Source organism: Caloranaerobacter longqiensis (assembly GCF_050286925.1).
Lineage (GTDB): Bacteria > Bacillota > Clostridia > Tissierellales > Thermohalobacteraceae > Caloranaerobacter.
The window spans coordinates 1-20350 of record NZ_JBFWFX010000026.1 but is presented as its reverse complement, the minus strand read 5'-3'; the positions used below and the strand labels follow the sequence as shown (position 1 = coordinate 20350).

26 protein-coding genes and 2 pseudogenes are annotated in these 20350 nt (G+C 28.1%); all 28 read right to left on the bottom strand.

The window, feature by feature from the left end; all coding sequences use genetic code 11:
* Positions 1-211: 211 nt before the first annotated feature.
* A complete protein-coding gene (locus tag AB4Y15_RS12905; protein ID WP_427340756.1) occupies positions 212-1450 on the bottom strand; it encodes a serpin family protein in 1239 nt (412 codons plus the stop codon).
* A gap of 123 nt (positions 1451-1573) precedes the next feature.
* Positions 1574-1756 carry a hypothetical protein gene (locus tag AB4Y15_RS12900; protein WP_427340755.1) on the bottom strand — a complete coding sequence of 61 codons (183 nt, stop codon included), beginning with the start codon at positions 1754-1756 and terminating at the stop codon, positions 1574-1576.
* A 169-nt stretch (positions 1757-1925) separates the two neighbouring features.
* Positions 1926-2876: pseudogene (locus tag AB4Y15_RS12895) on the bottom strand (DUF4932 domain-containing protein); the annotation flags it as partial.
* Between the two features lie 162 nt (positions 2877-3038).
* Positions 3039-3632 (bottom strand): CPBP family intramembrane glutamic endopeptidase, encoded by a 594-nt coding sequence (locus AB4Y15_RS12890; protein ID WP_427340754.1) that lies wholly within the window; start codon positions 3630-3632, stop codon positions 3039-3041.
* Positions 3633-3695: 63 nt separating this feature from the next.
* Complete coding sequence (locus tag AB4Y15_RS12885; RefSeq protein WP_427340753.1) at positions 3696-3857, bottom strand: hypothetical protein; 162 nt, start codon at positions 3855-3857, stop codon at positions 3696-3698.
* A gap of 30 nt (positions 3858-3887) precedes the next feature.
* Positions 3888-4637, bottom strand: coding sequence for a class I SAM-dependent methyltransferase (locus tag AB4Y15_RS12880; RefSeq protein ID WP_427340752.1), 750 nt, complete (start codon positions 4635-4637; stop codon positions 3888-3890).
* A gap of 242 nt (positions 4638-4879) precedes the next feature.
* The gene (locus AB4Y15_RS12875) at positions 4880-5071 is read right to left on the bottom strand and encodes a hypothetical protein (RefSeq protein ID WP_427340751.1); all 192 of its coding nucleotides are present in this window, start codon (positions 5069-5071) and stop codon (positions 4880-4882) included.
* A gap of 60 nt (positions 5072-5131) precedes the next feature.
* Complete coding sequence (locus tag AB4Y15_RS12870) at positions 5132-5437, bottom strand: DUF3795 domain-containing protein (protein ID WP_427340750.1); 306 nt, start codon at positions 5435-5437, stop codon at positions 5132-5134.
* A 53-nt stretch (positions 5438-5490) separates the two neighbouring features.
* Positions 5491-5964 (bottom strand): GNAT family N-acetyltransferase, encoded by a 474-nt coding sequence (locus AB4Y15_RS12865; protein ID WP_427340749.1) that lies wholly within the window; start codon positions 5962-5964, stop codon positions 5491-5493.
* Positions 5965-6088: 124 nt separating this feature from the next.
* Positions 6089-7060, bottom strand: coding sequence for a hypothetical protein (locus tag AB4Y15_RS12860; RefSeq protein ID WP_427340748.1), 972 nt, complete (start codon positions 7058-7060; stop codon positions 6089-6091).
* A 148-nt stretch (positions 7061-7208) separates the two neighbouring features.
* Positions 7209-8285 (bottom strand): annotated as a pseudogene (locus AB4Y15_RS12855) (DUF6414 family protein).
* Between the two features lie 588 nt (positions 8286-8873).
* The gene (locus AB4Y15_RS12850) at positions 8874-9593 is read right to left on the bottom strand and encodes a hypothetical protein (protein ID WP_427340747.1); all 720 of its coding nucleotides are present in this window, start codon (positions 9591-9593) and stop codon (positions 8874-8876) included.
* A 201-nt stretch (positions 9594-9794) separates the two neighbouring features.
* Complete coding sequence (locus tag AB4Y15_RS12845; RefSeq protein WP_427340746.1) at positions 9795-10259, bottom strand: hypothetical protein; 465 nt, start codon at positions 10257-10259, stop codon at positions 9795-9797.
* Positions 10260-10321: 62 nt separating this feature from the next.
* Complete coding sequence (locus tag AB4Y15_RS12840; protein WP_427340745.1) at positions 10322-10642, bottom strand: ASCH domain-containing protein; 321 nt, start codon at positions 10640-10642, stop codon at positions 10322-10324.
* Positions 10642-11097 carry an NUDIX hydrolase gene (locus AB4Y15_RS12835; RefSeq protein ID WP_427340744.1) on the bottom strand — a complete coding sequence of 152 codons (456 nt, stop codon included), beginning with the start codon at positions 11095-11097 and terminating at the stop codon, positions 10642-10644. The genes AB4Y15_RS12840 and AB4Y15_RS12835 overlap by 1 nt, the downstream gene beginning before the upstream one ends.
* Before the next feature lie 243 nt (positions 11098-11340).
* The gene (locus tag AB4Y15_RS12830; protein WP_427340757.1) at positions 11341-11604 is read right to left on the bottom strand and encodes a DUF952 domain-containing protein; all 264 of its coding nucleotides are present in this window, start codon (positions 11602-11604) and stop codon (positions 11341-11343) included.
* Positions 11605-11815: 211 nt separating this feature from the next.
* Complete coding sequence (locus AB4Y15_RS12825) at positions 11816-12634, bottom strand: hypothetical protein (RefSeq protein WP_427340743.1); 819 nt, start codon at positions 12632-12634, stop codon at positions 11816-11818.
* Positions 12635-12875: 241 nt separating this feature from the next.
* Positions 12876-13427: a hypothetical protein gene (locus AB4Y15_RS12820; RefSeq protein WP_427340742.1), complete on the bottom strand. Its 552-nt coding sequence runs from the start codon at positions 13425-13427 to the stop codon at positions 12876-12878.
* 493 nt (positions 13428-13920) lie between these two features.
* Positions 13921-14292 carry an HD domain-containing protein gene (locus AB4Y15_RS12815; protein WP_427340741.1) on the bottom strand — a complete coding sequence of 124 codons (372 nt, stop codon included), beginning with the start codon at positions 14290-14292 and terminating at the stop codon, positions 13921-13923.
* A gap of 196 nt (positions 14293-14488) precedes the next feature.
* Positions 14489-14626 carry a hypothetical protein gene (locus tag AB4Y15_RS12810; protein ID WP_427340740.1) on the bottom strand — a complete coding sequence of 46 codons (138 nt, stop codon included), beginning with the start codon at positions 14624-14626 and terminating at the stop codon, positions 14489-14491.
* A gap of 217 nt (positions 14627-14843) precedes the next feature.
* Complete coding sequence (locus AB4Y15_RS12805; protein ID WP_427340739.1) at positions 14844-15047, bottom strand: DUF3795 domain-containing protein; 204 nt, start codon at positions 15045-15047, stop codon at positions 14844-14846.
* A gap of 205 nt (positions 15048-15252) precedes the next feature.
* Complete coding sequence (locus AB4Y15_RS12800) at positions 15253-15621, bottom strand: DUF5412 domain-containing protein (RefSeq protein ID WP_427340738.1); 369 nt, start codon at positions 15619-15621, stop codon at positions 15253-15255.
* A 599-nt stretch (positions 15622-16220) separates the two neighbouring features.
* The gene (locus AB4Y15_RS12795; protein WP_427340737.1) at positions 16221-16598 is read right to left on the bottom strand and encodes a hypothetical protein; all 378 of its coding nucleotides are present in this window, start codon (positions 16596-16598) and stop codon (positions 16221-16223) included.
* A 156-nt stretch (positions 16599-16754) separates the two neighbouring features.
* A complete protein-coding gene (locus AB4Y15_RS12790) occupies positions 16755-16928 on the bottom strand; it encodes a hypothetical protein (RefSeq protein WP_427340736.1) in 174 nt (57 codons plus the stop codon).
* A 282-nt stretch (positions 16929-17210) separates the two neighbouring features.
* Positions 17211-17420 (bottom strand): hypothetical protein, encoded by a 210-nt coding sequence (locus tag AB4Y15_RS12785; RefSeq protein WP_427340735.1) that lies wholly within the window; start codon positions 17418-17420, stop codon positions 17211-17213.
* Positions 17421-17734: 314 nt separating this feature from the next.
* Positions 17735-17992: a hypothetical protein gene (locus AB4Y15_RS12780; protein ID WP_427340734.1), complete on the bottom strand. Its 258-nt coding sequence runs from the start codon at positions 17990-17992 to the stop codon at positions 17735-17737.
* 107 nt (positions 17993-18099) lie between these two features.
* Positions 18100-18996: a hypothetical protein gene (locus tag AB4Y15_RS12775; protein WP_427340733.1), complete on the bottom strand. Its 897-nt coding sequence runs from the start codon at positions 18994-18996 to the stop codon at positions 18100-18102.
* 93 nt (positions 18997-19089) lie between these two features.
* On the bottom strand, positions 19090-19869 hold the full coding sequence (locus tag AB4Y15_RS12770; RefSeq protein WP_427340732.1) for a sugar phosphate isomerase/epimerase family protein: 780 nt from the start codon (positions 19867-19869) through the stop codon (positions 19090-19092).
* Positions 19870-20350: the final 481 nt, after the last annotated feature.

The window sequence follows — 20350 nt, the reverse complement described above, 5'->3', positions numbered from 1 at the left end:
TTATCCACAAATTAATACAGTTTATAACGACTCTGGCATGTAAACATGCCAGACAAAGTTTCAATAAAATCAACATTAAATTTTTAAAATATGGGATTTTATTATAATTTCCTATGGATTATAAAAAAATCAGACATCTAATCCTAGGAATATTGCTCATAACTAAAATGAGTAATTCTAGGAGATGTCTGATTACTAAGAAATTAATTTCTTAATCTATATCACATAATTTTCCCATAAATAATATTGTTCCAGTTTCACCATCTGTAATAATAAATACAAATGGTCTATTAACAATAAATGTTATCGGTTTTTCCATTATAGCAGATTTTGTGTTTTCTTCTACAGTAACTCCAACTGCTTCACTTCCTTCTTCATTAACTTCAATAACTGCTTTGTGAAGTACTCTACTTATAAAAATTCCTTCACGTATACCTGAAAAATCTGCATTTATACTAAAAGCTTCTCCCATTCCTAATGCGGCTAGACTATCATTTAGCTTCTTTATACCATATTCTATCTTAAAACGTGGTATTTGAAGTATAACATCTTTTGTTTCTGATACACTTTTCCTTATTTCTTCCCACTTATCTTGTGTCATATCTTCTATAAATTGATTTATTGAAATATCTTCATTAGGAAGTATGCAATACATAGATGTTTTACCATTTCCATATGGTAATCTAACTGCTCTATAGTCATCTCCTTGAACATATTCAACATTACCTTTTCTGTACATCATCATAACATCTTTAGTCTTTCCTTCATTTGTGTAAAACTTGCTATTAAAGGTTTTTCTCTTATCAAACTTTTCTGTCCACTCTCCCTTAAAATAGATAGCATTAATCAGATACATAACTACCTGTGATGATATTGGTGATGTAATCATTTTCTTTATTTTCCCCTTTGTAGAATCACTAATCCAATTGTTTATTTTGTCTGCAGCATCTTCTTTAGAAAAATCGATTTCAGCAATATAAGCATCAAATACTTCCCTATTTACTGATAAAAAATCCTCTTTAATATTTTCCCCTTCTCTAATCCATATAGAATTATTAATGTCTAGTTCTATTTTACTGTCAACCTGTTTTAAATATCTTAATAGATTTTTGTAACTTTCGTTAAGTATGTTTATATCAATCTCTTTATACCTTAAAGCATTAGACATTACTTCCTTAGTTGTACCATTTGCTCCCTGATATGTCATAGAAAGAGCAGCCGATATACTAAAAGGTGATATGAATATGTTTTTCCCTTTGTCTTCTTTGTTAAGCTCTTTGAAAATATCAAATGCGAATTGTGTGTTCGCTTCCACAACACTTTTTTCAATTTTCTCTTTGTCAAATGATAAATCTTTATTTGAAATCCAATTACTAATATCTATACTACATCCAGCTAATGAATAAACAATTATTACACTACAAACTATTATGCTTAATACTCTTTTCATCTTATTCAACTCCTTAATTAAATACCTCAATATATATCATAAGACATCTTCATGTCTCTTTGTCTTTACTACACTAATATCATGAAAAGCTGCTGCTATTCCTGCTATTTCTGGATTTATCCCTCATTTAAGTGCTAATATTTTTGCAATTTGTAAACTTGTATACATGTGCATTATATTCCAACGAATTGGCAAATCTCTATCTTCATCTGATAAATCCTTCATTTCCAAAAGTAACATTGATAAAATTCTATTTAATCGTTTTACTGGTAATCTTATTTCTAAATTACTAATATCCTTCTCCATAAAAAATCCCATTTTCCCAAAAATAGATTGATTACATTTCTACTAACGTTCTTGAAGTTCATGCGGTAGCATATTTGAAATACCTTCAAGCTCTACAAAAAAATAAACTAATGCACCCTTGTAAAAATATATTGAATAGATAGTTATTATAAAAATCAGCCCTTAAATCTTATTCTGATACTTCTTCAAAAACTTTTAATAACTCTGGATAAAACTCTTTAAAAGTTGTATACTTATTACGATTATTTTCATATTCAATTAGTTTTTCATATAACTTGTCAATATATAAAAAACCCCTTTCTTTATGCCATTTAATTTCTTCTTTCGCAGACTTCTCACCAAAAACCTTGTAACATAACCTCGAAGTTACTGCTCTGACAATATGTTCATTCACACATGTCTCCCAAGTTCTATATGCTTGCTCTGTCATTATATTAGAAATAGGTGCATATAAATCTTTGTATTTATCAACTTCATTTTTGCTTTCTTCAGTTAGAGGATTAACATAGGAATGACTAAACTCATGCCAAACAAAGCTTGTTAAATATTGTGAATTTTCAACAGGTGGTATAATACAGAAAGTATCAAATTTTTCATCTTTTCCTAGTATTCTTATCCCATATGCACCACTATATAATGGAACAACTATTATATTATAACTATTCTGTTTTGCACCATAATACTTTATAAGATTTTCTAAGCAGTTATTACTCTTTAATATATTCTGTATTTTTGTAGTTATCTTATGATAATATTCTTGATGATTTTTATAAAAGTCATCAAATTTAGTTTCGTTTTTAAAATCTACCATCTGTCTAATAAACTCTTTAATCTTATTCCTTCCATCAACTCCTGATATAATTTCATGATAAGGTATCATTTTACTATCCTGTTCCTTGTATTTATCATCTAAATATAAAATAAGTTTTGGCGGCACATGATAAACAAATCCATCTTTCGCCATTTCCTCATAAAGAGAAACTACCCGATGATTTTTATATGGAGAAAAATATTTATCCACATCAGCTTTATAGGTTGTATCTTTATTGTATATTACAATATCTTTACAGTTGAAATCTGCCAGATATTGAATTATTGACAAAAGTTCAATACGTGGATCTACATAAACATTTAATTTTTCACTTTATTTTCCTGTGTTACTACTTTTATAGCTTTTCTCATTTTCTATTCCTCTTCTCATTCCCTAACCTCCCAAATTTATAAAAATCTTGTTATAATGATATGAAAAATATTAGAATATTAATATTTATGAAAATTCCAACTAATCAGCATACTTTTCTTTGAATATATTCCTTTTATTTACTAAAGTCATAAATCCAAAATCATTTAAATTATGAATTATAATAGCAGTCCAAATACTCTTTGTTAAATAAACACTTATAGCACATATTAACCCCAAAACTAATGAGCCTATCCAAACAAACTTGTTGTTCCAAGTTTTTAAATGAAGTCCTAAAAATAAGACTGATGTTAATGAGATAGCTACAATAGGTTGAAATAGTTCTAAAAGTGGAATAAGAATAATTCCTCGGTATAAGAATTCTTCCGCTGGTAATTCTAATCCATAAATTAATAAGCTAGTATAGATTAATCCTTTGTTTACATTTTCTTTTTTTAGCTTAACTCCTTTAGCTACTAATATATGAATTCCCATAAAAACAATTCCAATTATTAGACCACAAAAAATAGCTCTAGTAGATATATACAAGAATGTCTTATCTACAAAATACAAAGTAGCTAATCCAAATACAATAAAAAATATTCTCTTAAAAATGTTTTCTTTCAAAGTTCTTATCTTCAAAAATATATCTATTAATGTTAATGCTAATCCTATTATTAGGAACACAATATCCATATATGATCCTCCATTATGATTTTCTTACTTTCAATATACTAGCTTTACGATTCAAAAAAAATATTACAATAAATCTTCTATCTTATTGCCATCAACCTCAATTAATCTTAAGTCATCAGAATCTATCCAATGTATATCTCCTTCTCTATCTACAACTGCCACAACTCTAATATTCCCCTCATCTTCGTGTGGAAATAAATTATCTCCTAAAAATAAATTTTGCATCAAATAAAAACCCACGAAGTTTTCCCAAAGTTACATTTTTTCATTCTTAATTAACCAAACTAAAGTCCCACCCGCTGATTTTCTTTTGATAAGGCCATTCTTCATTTCACTTTTTACCCTATTCAACCCTATTTGGTAATCTTCATCCGAAATCAAATGTAGCATCGAATAGCCTTTTTTCTCTAATAATTCTAAAAATTTATTTCCTAACTCTACTTCTTCTCCTTCGCTAATTATTTCAATCTTTAGAAAACTAAATCCATTTTTCTTTGCTGAGCTAATTATTTCTTCTATATCTGGATATCTTTGCTTATCAACAATAGCTGTTGATGGGAAAAACTCTGACATATATCTAAGGTCTATTTGCCTATGTGACTGTGTACTTATACAGACCTTACCTCCATTTTTTAAAACTCTATAAAATTCTAAAAACATTTTATCTATATCTTTAATATGATGGATAACATCCGTCATATACACGAAGTCAAAAATACAATCTTCAAATGGAATGTCTGTTGCCAAACCAACTTTTAGAATAATATGTTGGTTTTTTTCTTTAGCTTTTTCTAACATTCCTTCTGATGCATCTACCCCATACACTTCTGCTTTCGTTATCTTTTGCAGTATGTTAGTATAGTTCCCTGTACCACATCCAACGTCAAGAATTTTAGTTGCCTTAGATATCTTAACTTCATCTAAGAAACTATTTATTATGGTCATTTCTTCATCTCTAACATCATCATATATCTTACTAATATCATTGTAATTTATCTTTCCCACTGTTCTTCCCCCCTTAAATCCCTATAAGTATTCCATTACTCTTTCACCTAATATTTCAAATAGTCCAGATGTTTTACATGTTTCTTGCAAAATATCTGGACTACTATGTTAGCCGATATTGATACTAAAGTCATTCTGGTTTATTAGCCAAATTAGGTATATGGCTTTCAAAGTATTTTCCTATTTTAATAACCTCACTCATAACTCTTTTAGTCTTGTTTACATCTAAAAACCAGTTATCTTTACGAATATCCTTCCCATCTGTCACTGGAGATACAATAATTTTTACTGAAGGTGGAAAAACTATCTGGTATCAATATTATATCTGCACTTTCTAATTTATCCTCCATAAAAATAAAATCTGTAATACTGTCAATTGCTTGTCTCATTTTATCTCCCTTCAATCTTAATTCAATTTCAAATTTTATTTTCATGAAACTGTACCCAAGTGCATCCAATAACTAGATTTTAAATTCTCCATTTGAATTCTAAAATCAAAATTTATTCTGAGCTAATCCTTTAAGCAAAGTAACTCTCTGTTCTACAATTTTTTTGTGTTGTTCTTCAGTCCATGCAGGATTTTTATTCTCCCAAAACTTGTTACATGGAATTTCTCTACATTCTCCACAATGTTCTAGCCCTTTATCCATTACACAGCATTCATAAAAATCACAAACATCAAGCCCTACTTCATGCAACCAACATGGCTTACCCTTTATAGCATGACATCCCTTACAATCCTTTTCATAAATCCTGCAATCACTGCAAATGCACCCACATGCTCCAATAACTTTTTTCATAATAGATTCCCCTTCTTTTTTAATAGTAAAAAATTATCAGTTAGTTTTCTAATCTAGTTAAAATTTACAAAAGCAACTAACTCTCCTCGATCACATGAGTTAAAACCATTTGACTGATAAAAACCTCTCGTCTCTTCACTATCATTTGTTAATAAAACTTTTTGACGTACATCTTTATATTTGTCTAATATGAGACTCAATAGCTTTGATCCTATTCCATTTCTTTTATATGAATCCAATACCAAAATATCTTGTATATATATTATTGTTTGACCATCTCCAACCACTCTAATTAGACCAACTAATTTATCACCATCCCATGCTGATATAGTCATCAATGAAAGTTTTATAGCTTTGATAAGCTTAGATAAATCCTTAGTATATGTTGTCCAACCTGCATCTTCATATAATTCTTTTAAATCATTCTTATCAAATTCGTCTATATATTTATAATTAATGTTACGCAAATTTACTCCTCCTTTATTTTTTTCTAAAAAATAAAGAATCTTCCATCTTCTTTTTACCATCCAAAACACTCCTTTTATTATGGATACAATATTTCGTCTAACGGTCTAAGTATTACCGATACCATATATATTTTTTATATGGTATCGGTAATACTGTGTTAGATGCTGTTATATTATTCTCTTTTTATTTAAACAATTTATCAAATTGCTTCTTAACCTTCTTATTATCAGGGAACATATGGTGTTCATTCATAATTCTCCCCTTCATTATATCTGCTTTTGTCCTTTTCTTTCTCCAATCTTCTCTAGTTTTGTGAACCTCTCTACCATTCAAACTACTTTTAATTAAATTATCAGAAAGTTCTATTCCTATATTTGAACTAATCCAACCTAAATGAATACATGAAAAATTATCTGTTACTCTTCTTAATTTCCTATGCCCGTCCCTAATTAACATATTATATGGATAATATTCTTCAAAAAATAACTCGTACTTCTTAATAATTTCATCTTGTATGTTATCAGACCATAAAAATACTATAAAAATTCCTGAACCAAATCTATATATAAACCAAGTTTCTACTCCTTTAAAATATATAAACTCATCTCGTAGACCAATTTTACTAAAAAAATAATCATGAGCTACTCCATGCTTATAAATTAAAGGTTCTTTTAATATATTTAAAGGTACAAATCCAAATTCTTCTTCTCCTATCGGTGTCATATCAACGTATAACCCCGAAAATATCGAAAACTTATTATTTGAAAGATTTTTTCCATTAAGAATATAGTCTATATTATCTCTAAACCATTTAACATCACTTTTTAAAGAACGTTCTAAATTATATGCTATTTTCAATAGCCATCTTGCCAACATATCATAGTCATACTCAAAATCAATGATATCATCTTTGTTATATTCCGTTAGAAAAAATTCTTTAACCAATTTTACACCATAATTATCTAAGTCACCTAGGATTTCATTATTACACTTTGAACATACATCATTAATTGTGTGCCCTTTATTATTTTTATAAATCCTATATGGAGTTATATTAACATCCTGTTCTGGATATAACCTTATCAAACTAGAAGGAATTATGTGTTCTGCTGTTAATTTATTTTGATTACTACCACAGTATGCACATGTTTTCATTTGTACACCTCACTTTACTTTGATAATGTTCACTTAAGAAATAAAATATAATTGCACCTAACGTCCCGAGGATTACCGCAGCGTTCCAACCACGTGCATATTGACAAAGTTGCGGTAAGGCTCTGTTAGCAGAAGTAACCATTGACTATTACCTATATAAAGCTATTAGATTAATTGATACATCAGGATGTTTAACAAAAGAATGCATACCAATATCTAAGCTAAGATCCATAAAAGAATCTGTTAATTCTTCTACAATTTCATCGAGGGCAGTAAAATTGGAACTCTTGAACCTATTAAAGTTAATTTTATTTTTCTTTTTATTCTTAGGAATCTTGCATACTTGACCTACTAATTTCCAGTCTTGCTCCGGTTCATATCCATATTTAAAAATTAGCTCTTCCTTTGTATCGATTAAATATTCAGTCCGTATAGGTGCAACAAATTTAGTTCCACTTTTAGATATTAGTTTTGGACGAGCAATAATCTGAACAAGTATTGATGAAAATCCTTCCTTTGAGATATTTTTCATCAGTTCGATAATCGCATTAAATTGTAATGGGTTGATGCCATTACCAAGTGTCTTTTTAGCATATTCATAACCAATAGTAATCGGTGTACTGTGAATTTCCTCAACAAATTCATCCAAACTTTCTCCAGCCTGAAATTTTTCTTCGGCTTTCTCAAATATACCCATTTGCTGTATAGTTTCAAATATTTTCTCTACTGAATTTACAATACTTTCCAGGTGGCTAATATCCAAAAGTTTAACCCGACAAGTTAGTTCGATAAAATCACCAGGTTTTATTTTTTCAAGTACTTTTCCATTGCTCCATTCATTTTGTTTAAATACATCTAAGTCTTTAAGTAATCTTTGTTCTATAAGTGCATTTCTTAGTAGTGTAAACTAGAAATGGTCCAGGAGCCTTTGTTCAGTTCTGTTTTCACCAAGAGTATTAATTGATGAAAAAATTGGATTTATTTCTCCTGATACTCCAATTGAACCTTTACCTAGTAAGCCAACCAATGCGTACAATAATTTCGAAGAATCATCACCTATACTTAAATCACCATGAATTTTAGCTTTGGTTTCAACTTTCTTTTCTGAAACTTTCTTATTCTCTTTTGTAACTGAAATAGAATTAGCTAACCCTTCCAATAATTGTGAACCAAAAGATAAGACTCTTCGGTGATCTAAATAAATAAAATCATGAACATTATTCATGCATAATCACCTCTCTATTAAGAAATTCTTTCAATGGTTATTTCTGCTAACTCTCTTTTCGCGAATTAGAGTCCATATTATAATACAATATAATGGTGTTTACGAATAATTGTCCGGTAAAATTTGCATATATATTTCTCAATGTATGTGTTGCTTTTTATTTATTCCCATTCAAATCCTTCTTCCACTAACATACTTTATTACAATATTTTCTTTCAAATGAAAATATTCTCTATTAAATTGTAAACTCCTTTATTTTTTTATGTTCTCGTAATTATTTGTCGCCACACTACAAGAAATAAGACTATTTATTATATAAAAAAATCAGGCATCTAATCCTAGAAAAACTACTCATAACTAAAACAGATAATTCTAGGAGATGTCTGATTACAGGGTGATATGAAAGTGTGTTTGTATAATCTCAAAAAACTGCCCTAGTAATCCATTGTTAAGCAGCGTTATAGGAAGTAATAAAACCTTTTACCCTATAATCTTGCAGATAAATACAGATATTCGGTCTTACTCATAATAAAGATCATTCATAGATGAACCTTTATTATATGTCGTTTCCCCGCGACTAAAATTTAGTTATTTACATTCCCTTAAGTATGCTTGACATCTATTAATCCATAGCCTTTCATGCTGTTCTGGAGTTACTATTCTATTAGCTAAATCTTTAATTGTAAAAATATTTTGCTCTTTACACCATTCCATACAAGTTCTATAAAATTCTATATTATCATTATCAGTTTCAAGATAAGCATAAACATGCTTAAAACCTTTAGTATAAGCTACAACTAACCTAGAGTACCCATCTATACAAACCATCTTGTCCCCTATTTTTATACAGGCAACAACTATATCTTCTGGTTTCTCAACCCACTTATTTACTCTATCTATCTTTTCTTTACTAACAGTCAACTGTTGAGGGGTTATTTCTTCTATATCAATTCTAAAAACTTCAATATTATTATCTACATCCAATTGCCATATAGAATTTTCCCTAAATCCAGCATACTTTAAAACATCCTTTGTTATAATTTTATTATCTTCTTTATAAATAATTCTTTTTAAATATGGATTCCAATAAATTATTTCTTCAATTAATCCTTTAAATGCTAATTCTTTCTTACATAGTTCGAAAATACTAAAGTTTACAATTTCAGCTTCTTCTATACTATTTATCTCATATTCCAGTATTCCAATAACATTATCCCCTTCGTATGCAATTAAAGCAGTATTATGAATTAAACTCTTCTCGTGCTGTATATACTTAAAATCTTTTTCTCTTGCTCTATAAAAATCCATTATATTACCACCTCATTTAATGCTAAAATTTCCCTATAATGATTTTTTTGATTTTATTTATATTAATTTTACTTACCTTAAAAAATCATATATCCATTTCTATGAATTACATATTATGGACTTAATCTATATTCATCAAACTTCTATGTATTTTTATAATGATACATAAATTATTTCTAAAAAAATATAATTACAAACCAATCAATTATTTTTATTCTTAATTCTATATATGAAACCAGTAGTGAAAATAGTAATCATTAAACTATATGAAAATATAATCACAGTTTCGCTAGAAATTGTATTTGTAAATAATCTTATTATCTTCTTACTTATGAATACTATTCCTGCAATATAATGTTGCGATAATCCAGCCAATCTAAAACTTCTCGATTCTCCACTTAATAATATAAACTGCCAAATATAAACTAAAAACGATAGCAACCAAATACTATTACCAATTATATATGCTTTTACCTTGTTTGAATTATATTGAGCAAATTTAGTTCCTGTCCAAAACCAAAACAAAATAAATATAGTTTCCCATACTATATTAAGTCTGAAATATAAATCACCAATAATAGATACTTTCCAAACTAAAATATTAATTATATATCCCCATAAAAAAGGTATAAATATAAGTAGTAAAGTTTTATTCTTTTCCTTCATCATGTTTTCCCCCTTATGAATTTTTAGCTATTACAGATAACGTTCTTAAGTTTACCGTCGTACTACGTCTTATGTGTAGAATAATGTTGCTTTTTAGTATAAATTTCATAAGTTCTTTCTAACATCCATTCCATTGATTTTCCCTCACATCCAAAATGACTAAAAGGTATATCCTCATATAGCTGTTCAAAAGTATAATAATGTAATAATCCAAGAACTCTTACTCTTAATCTTTCCTCACAATCGGGTAACTTCGAAAAAATAATTGTATCACCAATTTTTACTTTTTGTCGTTTCTCATCATTTAATCTTATTTCTATAATTTTTTTCTTAGACCTTATCAATTCAAAAGGTTCCTCGAAAAGTCTCATAAAATGCTCCATTATCTTTCCTCTTCTTTATTTTCAACTAATCTTTTATTTAATTCCCATAAAGCAGTCTTATTACTATCCCATTTTAATAATTTCATAGCCTCTTCATATGTAAACCAACCAAACTCATTATGCTCATTAGATAGAACAATCTTTTTATCAATAAGCTTTACACCATATGAATATTCAGTTGCAACATAAGTATTATCATCCCAATCTCCCTTAATTTCAGTAATAGGAATTGATGTCATGGAATCAAGTTTAATGAATTCACTTTCTATATCTATATTTGCTTCTTCCCAACATTCTCTTTTCACAGCATCTAAAATATTTTCTCCTTCTTCAACTCCTCCCGCAATCCCCTGCCAACAATTCATATCAGACCTTTTAAACAATGCATATTTTATATTACCATTATTACTAATAAAGTATGGAAAAACTAAAACATTAATTGGTTGTCTAGACATAATCTATTCCTCCAAAAAGTAATATCTCCAAATCGATTTATTGCGTATAACGTCTGGTATTTGCGACGACCCTGAGCCGACCCCCAAAGCACTACCCCCTGATAGAGCTTCGCTCCCGGTGAAGACATGTTTTAAATTACTTTTCCATTTTGAAGTAGTTACAATTTCAATAAGATTCATTATTCTCCTCCTTAATAGATGTTGTCTAACGTTTTGAGCATTTTCTGTCGCTATATATGTTTTTTATATTAGTTCCTTTAATTCTTTAGGTAATTTAAAATAACCATCTTTTTTTGGTTCAAAAGGAAAAACTTTTATTACAGAATCAATGTTAAGTTCTCCATAAATATGTGAATATTCTCTACCTTCATTGTATAAATCTTCCCATTTTAACTCTGCGATAATTTTATCTTCATCTATGCATAAAAGTATTAAGCCATGTTCACCTTTAAAATTATTATTAAAATATACTTTAACAAAGAAATCAAAGACTGTCTTAAATTCAATGATTTCTGGACTCTGTTTTTAGTGTTTCTATTTATACTAAAAATTAACACAACAAAGTTTTTCAATATGGGATAAGTCTATTTATGTTATTGTCTTAACAAGGGATATTCCCTATAATGTTCTTAGTAGTACCGATGTTTTACATATTCTAAGTAAAATATCGGTACTACTTTGTTATAGGATGTAGTTAGGTACTAAAGGATGATTTTAGTTAATCAATATCACTAATTTCTAATAATATAACTATATTACTGGGTATTCCTCCATATAAAGTATGTCGAGTATACAAAATTTTTAATTCTATAATTCCATTATCTAAATACAACTTCTCGTCTTTATCAAGTTGTTTAATTTCCCCTAATTTATTTATTAAATAATATGTCTTTTTTTCACCTGGTAAAAAGTTATATGAAACTTGTTCACCTTTCTTATAAACATTTGAAATTTTAAAACTTCTATAATAGTTATCATAAAAATTATATGGATAACTCTCTTTTAATAAATCAAAAATTATATTCCAATTTACCTTATCCAATGATATTAATAGTTCATGAAGTGAAAGTTCTGGGATATAATTATCATAATATTCCTCTTTTGTTTTTTTCTTTGTAACAAAAATATTTTTTCTAGTATTAATTTTAGTTAAGCTGTACACATAATAATTTGATTTTTTGATTTTCAAAGATTTTCTTATGTTTTGAGTTATTCTTTCAATAATTGATAATTTTTCATTAGTAATATCAATATAACATTCCATAAATATAAAATTTATTTGACCTTTAGGATCAACTTGAAGTAAAAATGCAAATTCATCATCAGATTCTGTATTAGTATTTAATCCTGACTTTCCTAAATAAATAGTTTTATCTTCAATATTGAATTTTTTTGTAAAGTCTTTATACATTTTACTTCCATTAAAATCCATAATTGAAGGGTTAATCTTTATTTCATATTTGCTGCTTTCATAATATTGAAATATAATAACTATAATAACTATTATTAACATAATAAATATATTTTTTTTCCTCATAACTTAGCCTCCTTGCCAATCAAAGATTGTTATAAGGCTGACAATATCTTTTATTTACTATGTCCTATAACGTCCGCATGTTTGCGACGTCTTCGAACCGGACCTTTAAAGTATACCGTCTTGGCGATACTGGCACCTAGTAAGAAGGTGTAGATATAATCCCAAAAAACTATTCTAGTAACCCCTTGCACAAAAACAGCGTTAGACGACGTCCCTTATTTTCACAATTATATCAAAATTATTACTGCTCATTATAGTTTTCTAAAGTATCTCCTGCTTCCTTAAATAACATAAGCATTAAAATATAAACAACAAAAGAAATTATAATTACTGTTAATGCTAAAATAGTTAAGGTGTTCTTAAAAACAAAACTGGTTAATAATATGAACCAAATTATAATTTGATTTATTAAATATAATGTCCATCTATTCATGGATTTTGTAGCAAGTTCATTTTCACTTCTTCCATTAGCCATCTCTGAAATTCCTAAACAAATTCTATATACCATAATTAAACTTAAAATTGTAAAAACTGCACCAATAATCAGTCCAATCCCTGACATTGTTATTATATTGATCCCTGGTTTTTGAATCTGATATATGTCAAATACTGAAATAAAAATAAGTGGAAAAGCTAAATTTTTTGCTAACTCAAAATTATTGTTTTTCTCAACTAACTTTTGAAGTCCAAAATAAATTAATATAAAACCAATAAAGTCCGGAATTATATCAACTCCATTGAGTCTAAAATCAAACAAAAAAATAAATCCCCAAAATATTTTGCTAAAACCCACAATATCCCCCTCCAATAAAAAATATTTACAATGTAATTTATATATTCTATAATTCAGTTTATAATAATTATCTAAAGCTTGATATGGATGTCATCTAACTTCCTTTTCACAAATTAGATTTCATATTATTGAATAATATAGTGGTGTTTGAGAATAATCGTTCGGTAAAATTTGCATGTATATGTCTTAATGTATGGACTATTGATTTTTATTTATTCCCATTCAAATCCTTCTTCCACTAACATACTTTATTACAATATTTTGTTTCAAATAAAATATTCTCTATTAAATTGTAAATTCCTTTATTTTTTTATGTTCTTGTAATTATTTGTCATCACACTACAAAAAATAAGACGATATATTACATAAAAAATCAAACATCTAAATATCCTAGGAATACTATCCATAACTAAAATAAGTATTTCTATGAGATGTCTGATTACTAAGAAATTAAATTCCTAATCTATATCACATAATTTCCCCATAAATATATTTATAGGACATCTTTAATTCCAATTTCTTTCAATATTTTTATACATCTTTTACAATACAGTCCTTCTGTTTTTACGCCATGTAAATATCTATCTAATGAATCAACATCTTTTAAGATTTCAACAAATGGATTATCTGAAATAATTTCGTATACATATCTCCCTGCCGCTTTAGCATGATTTTTATGTTCCTTTGTCTTTACTATATTAATATCATGAAGAGCTGCTGCTATTCCTGCTATTTCAGGATTTATCCCTCGTTTAAGTGCTAATATTTTTGCAATTTGTGAACTGGTATACATGTACATTATATTCCAACGAATTGGCAAATCTCTATCTTCATCTGATAAATCCTTCATTTCTAAAAGTAACATTGATAAAATTCTATTTAATCGTTTTACTGGTATATTTCTAAATTACTAATATTCTTCTTCATAAAAAATCCCCTTTTCGCTAAAATATCTTGATTGCTCTTTCACCTATATTTCGAATAACCTAGATGTTTAGCATGTTTATTGCAAAATTTCTAGACTACTATGTTAGCTAATATTAATACTAAAGTCATTTTAATTAATTAGCCAAATTAGGTATATGACTTTCAAAGTATTTTTCTATTTTAATAACCTCACTCATAACTCTTTTAGTCTTGTTTACATCTAAAAACCAATTATCTTTACGGATATCCTTCCCATCTGTCACTAAAGACACAATAATTTTTACTGGAGGTGGAAAAACTATCTTGTATCAATATTATGTCTGCACTTTCTAATTTATCATCCACAAAAATGAAATCTGTAATACTGTCAATTGCTTATCTCATTTTATCCCTCTTCAATCTTAATTCAATTTCAAATTTTATTTTCATGAAACTGTACCCAAGTGCATCTAATAACTAGATTTTAAATTCTCCATTTGAATTCTAAAATCAAAATTTATTCTGAGCTAATCCTTTAAGTAAAATAACCCTCTGTTCTACAATTTTTTTGTGTTGTTCTTGAGTCCATGCAGGATTTTTATTCTCCCAAAACTTGTTACATGGAATTTCTCTACATTCTCCGCAATGTTCTAGCTCTTTATCCATTACACAACATTCATAAAAATCACAAACATCAAGTCCTACTTCATGCAACCAGCATGGCTTACCCCTTTATAGCATGACATCCCTTGCAATCCTTTTCATAAATTCTGCAATCACTACAAATACACCCACATGCTCCAATAACTTTTTTTCATAATAGATTCCTCATTCTTTTCTAATTAGAACAAAATCTAACTTAAAAACTTGATGATTTCTAACTAAATTCCTTGTCACTAAAGATTTTATCGATATAGAATTACTTTTCTCTTCTGAAATCAAATGTCTCATTTGGTAGGTCTAGTTCATGTCCATTTATTATAACCGTATCATTATCAACCCATTTAATTTCAACACTATCCTCACGATAGTTCCAATAAATATTTTTAGGTTTCTTTAATTTCTTGTTAAAATTCAACTCTCCTCTAATAGCAAAAGAAGTAGTTGCTCCACCATTGCATAAGTATATTTTTATTGTGTAATTTCCATCTCCAGAAGTAGATTCTGTTAAAAATTCTCCTTTGGGTAACCTAGTCATATCAAAGAAGGCCCAATAGACTCCATATGATAGTAATGCAGCTAATATAAAAATAATGAACACTATTCTCTTTAAAAATATTTTCCTCAAGTTCTTCTACCCCCTATGTAAAACTATACTGGAACCAGTTAAATTTCATATTAAGTCCACATAAATTTATTATTCAGGTACTCTCCTTTTAATCAACTGACTTAAAAGCTTTCACCATTCGGCCAGGCTTTATGTTTGTCTCTATAGTTCGATCTTCCACCTAAAATAATAATTTCTCGTCCAAGCAATTTTTCATAAACCTGGTATTCTACTTCAACACAAGCTGGGTGAGTACTCCCGAAAACAAAAATTACATCATTTTTCCTTAAATCCTGCTTAAAAAACAATTCTTGTTAGCTCAGTAATTTGATTTTTATTTAGATTTAGTACTTTCGAGTACTTTGATATCATATTTTCATCCTTTTTATATATTTTGTTACATCAATCATTCATGTTAAATGCACTTATCATAAACAAGCCTTTCTCCAGGCTTCAAAACTTTTTTCATGAGTGTCCTTATTATATGATTTATTCATAGATGACCGCCCTACGCCGATATAACAGTCTAAGATTTTACTGTCGCCATAAATGTTTTATATAGGATGCTGTAAAGGCTATTTTAGTTGACATTTTCATTTTTAACTGTAAATTACTAAAAATCAATCAAAATACAAACTATAGTTGTAGGTATCATATATTCTATTATCTCTTGATGCATCTTCTAACCATTTTTTTAATCGAGGTTTATATATATAATAATCATCATTCACCTTAAAATAAGGAAACATTGCCCCTGTAAAGCTCCCACTTTTTCTTAATTTACTATTTTCAATAGTTATTATTTTTATAATATCTTCTTCTTTAATTTTTAAGTACTCAGCTGTTTCAGCTATTGTCATCACTTCATTTTGATTTATACTGCTTATAATTTTTTTACTATTATCTTTGTTATTAATCAAGATAAATGTACTTGTAATCATACTTAAACTTAAAATTATTGATGATAATACTATCGATATATTAAAGTTTTTATTCATAATTCTATCCCTCCTTCTTTTATTTAATATATTCCTAATTATCAATATGGTTCACTTTACTTTCCTAAAAACGTACTTCCATACACCCTTGTACAGATATAGTGTCAGAGAAAGTTACACCGTTGACTCTAATCACTTCTAGAAAATAATTTTTGTTTATTTAACTCTATTCGATATAGTTACATATATAATGTTATCAAATACTTCAATTAACCTAACTTCCTTATTTGCAGAATTTAATATTTTTACACTTTTAGTCTCGTTATTCTGTAAATCATAAACATATAGATTGCCACCAAAACTATGAATTCCATATTCATACCCTATCATCTATCATCAATCCAACGTACTTTTTTTGGAGTATCAGTTCCTTTTGGTTTGTTAGATTCTATTAGAACTTCTAAGTCATTCTTGTCTAGTCGCCGGGACAATTTCCTTCATTAGGATTAATAAATTCGCAAACTTTGTGCCAGATGGCATGTTTATTCATGGCAACATTCTTCTCCTAACGAAAACATGATGTGCCATGCCCCGTGATTCAAAGAGTTCCACGGACGACACTCCCTTAAAATATCACTACCGTCATACACACTACCGATAATATTATTTAAATTAGTTATTTAAATAATTTTTAGGAACAATTAAAGTTATAGTCTTACTTGGAGAATAGCAATACTTTGTTCCGTCAAAATAAAGTGATGCTAACGTTGAATGTCCATCAAAGTGATCACTATCCAAGTGTGTATACATAAGATAATCTATAGCCTCTAAATTAGCATAATTAATTGATATTCCTATTTGTGGTGGCGTATCAATCGGCATATTAATATCATTAACAAATAAAGCTGGTCCTGTCCTTGAAAAAGGTGGTCCCTTTTCTCTAGCCTCAACACAAACTTTGCACTTACATAATGGTTTAGGAATTGGCTTACATCCTCCACTACTGTTTGTTTGGCTTAAATTCTAATATACCAATCTTATTAATCTTAACATTTATTGGTAACTCTAAACCTCTACAAATATTAATTGTTTTATTAACCATCTCATCATTCAAATTCATTGCTAATGTGCAATGTGGTACCCATTTATTTGGTAGATAATAATCCCAAGCTTTATTTTTGTATTTAATAAACCTACTATGAAATTCTGAGTGAATTGCCTGTTACAAACATTCCTACACTCGATAAAGTTATATCAAAAGGTTTTACTTTATATGAAAACATTTGAAGTTCTTCTTTAAAACTTTCTATTGGAATGTCTTCATAAATAGCTAAAGATATATGTGGTTTTGTACCCTTATCAACATTAATACTATTTAATTCAAGTTGATTACGAATTTTATCTACTTTCTTTGTACTCTCTATATCAAAATATAATTCTATCGCATACGGCATTAATATAACTCCTTCTATGTATTTTAACCCATTTCGCCCCTAAGCTTCACGTCGTTCTATGCTCTCTATCGTAAGATGAAGGGAAGCTTGTGTTAGAGAATGTACAATCAACATCCTGTAAGCAACTCATCTACCCAGCTGTAACACTCATCTAGTTCATCATCACTAATTAAATCTGACCTATGCTCAAATAATATCTTACAATCTTGGTTCTCATCTCTTAATATCTTCATATACTGTTCTACATCTGCCCATCCTTCACTAGTTAAGTGTTTAGGCAATGCTGGATAATGACTATTCTCAAGATTACTTGTAACTTTAACATTCCATAAGTGAATCACTTCTGCATATCTTGCATACTTTTCAAGAAATTTAAATGAATCAAAATTCTCATCTGTCATTTCTTGTAAATGTAATCTTCCTATATCTAAACATAGTTTAATATTATTAAATTCATCCAATAGTTCTTCAAGTAAAGTAGTATCATAGATATATCTATTTATCGCATCAAGCTCTAATACTGGAATAAAATTATGCTCTTCACCTTGTTTTGATAACCATCTAAAAAACTCCCTGCTTCTTGCTATAAACTCATCGTACGAATACTCTGAAGCATAATAATATTCTGTGTCATCTGTAAAGCGCCAATTTGTCCAATCTACATTATCATCTAAAATTACTGGTTTAGGATAATGCAACAAAACATAATGTGGTTTAAATCTTCTTATGTATTGAAACTCATTAGCCATATAATTATATGAGTCTACTCTTACATTGTCATTGAGAGACAAATATTGTGGATCTCTTAATCTCCATTGATTAGCTCTTAAAGGAAAATGTATTCCAAATGATATTCTATCTTTTTTAATTAAATTCATTAATGCTTCAATATCTTCTTTGCTCTCAAGTAAACATGCTTCAATTCCAAAGAATTCATCTCGAAAATCTCTATTCTGCTTTTTTTTATCATACTTACCAAATTGACCTATCATAAATCTTTTCATCTAACTACCCCCTAAGTTGAGATTATATGTCCTCTAACGGTCTAGCTATTTGCGATGGTCCACTTGTTTTTTGGACTATTTGCAAACAGCATGTTATATGATGGCTTTTCCAAATATTTTTCTTAATCTTTTAACTTCTTGTAAAATGTCATTAACTCTATATTCTAAAGTAATAACAGGACTTATATTATTTTCCGATAATAATTCAGCCAATAAATTCAATTCTTCATTCAATGGAATATTATGAGAATCATTTTGTCTATCATTCCAATGTAAATGAATATATTTGATATGCTCCTTTAATTCGCTAATCCACTCACTCAAATCAAGTTTAGAATATGCCAATGCATGACCGATATCTAAACAAATCTTTACTTTTTCTGATTTAATGTTTTCAACTAAATGTAATAAATCTTTATAATCCTCATCATACTCATTTTCAAGTAATAAGGTTATATTATCATCTTGTAATTCTTCCAATAAGTTATTCCAAAACTTTATTTGGTTATTTAATTTCACTTGTCTTATTTTTCGAATTTTTAGTAATGGATTTGTTTGGCTATGAAATACAACATATGAAGCTCCTAATGTTTTTGCTATTTCTATGGATTGAAGATATCTATGTTTTGTTACTTCAATTATTTTTCTATCAGTACTTCCTGGATTTAGATCAAATGCTGAACCATGTAATGAAACTATTCCTTTATACTCTTTCAACTTATCTTGAAATTCGATAATTAAATCTTCATAATTATCATCCAAAATAGTTTGAGGAAAGGTTTGAATTTCAATTCCTATATCATTTTCTTTAAATATTTGTGGATCAAAATCTTTAACATCTGTTATTATAGTCGAAATCTTAATTTCTTTCACATCTCTCCTCTCCTTTATAGCTGTTGTATAACTCTCTTTTCACAAATTAGAGTTCATATTTATTATCAATATAGTGGTATTTACGAATAATTGTTCATGAAAATCTGCTTATGTATGTCACAAATAAATATCTAAATATATGCACTGTTGCTTTTTATTTATTCCCATTCAAATCCTTCTTCAACTAACGTATTTTATTACAATATTTTCTTCCAAATGAAAATATTATCTATCAAATTGTAAATTCCTTTATTTTTTTATGTTCTTGTAATTATTTGTCGTCATATTAGAACAAAATCTTCGATTTAAATAAATTAAGGAAGATTTTGTTAAAATCCACTACGGAAATTATATTTAAAATTATCCACAAATTAATACAGTTTATAACGACTCTGGCATGTAAACATGCCAGACAAAGTTTCAATAAAATCAACATTAAATTTTTAAAATATGGGATTTTATTATAATTTCCTATGGATTA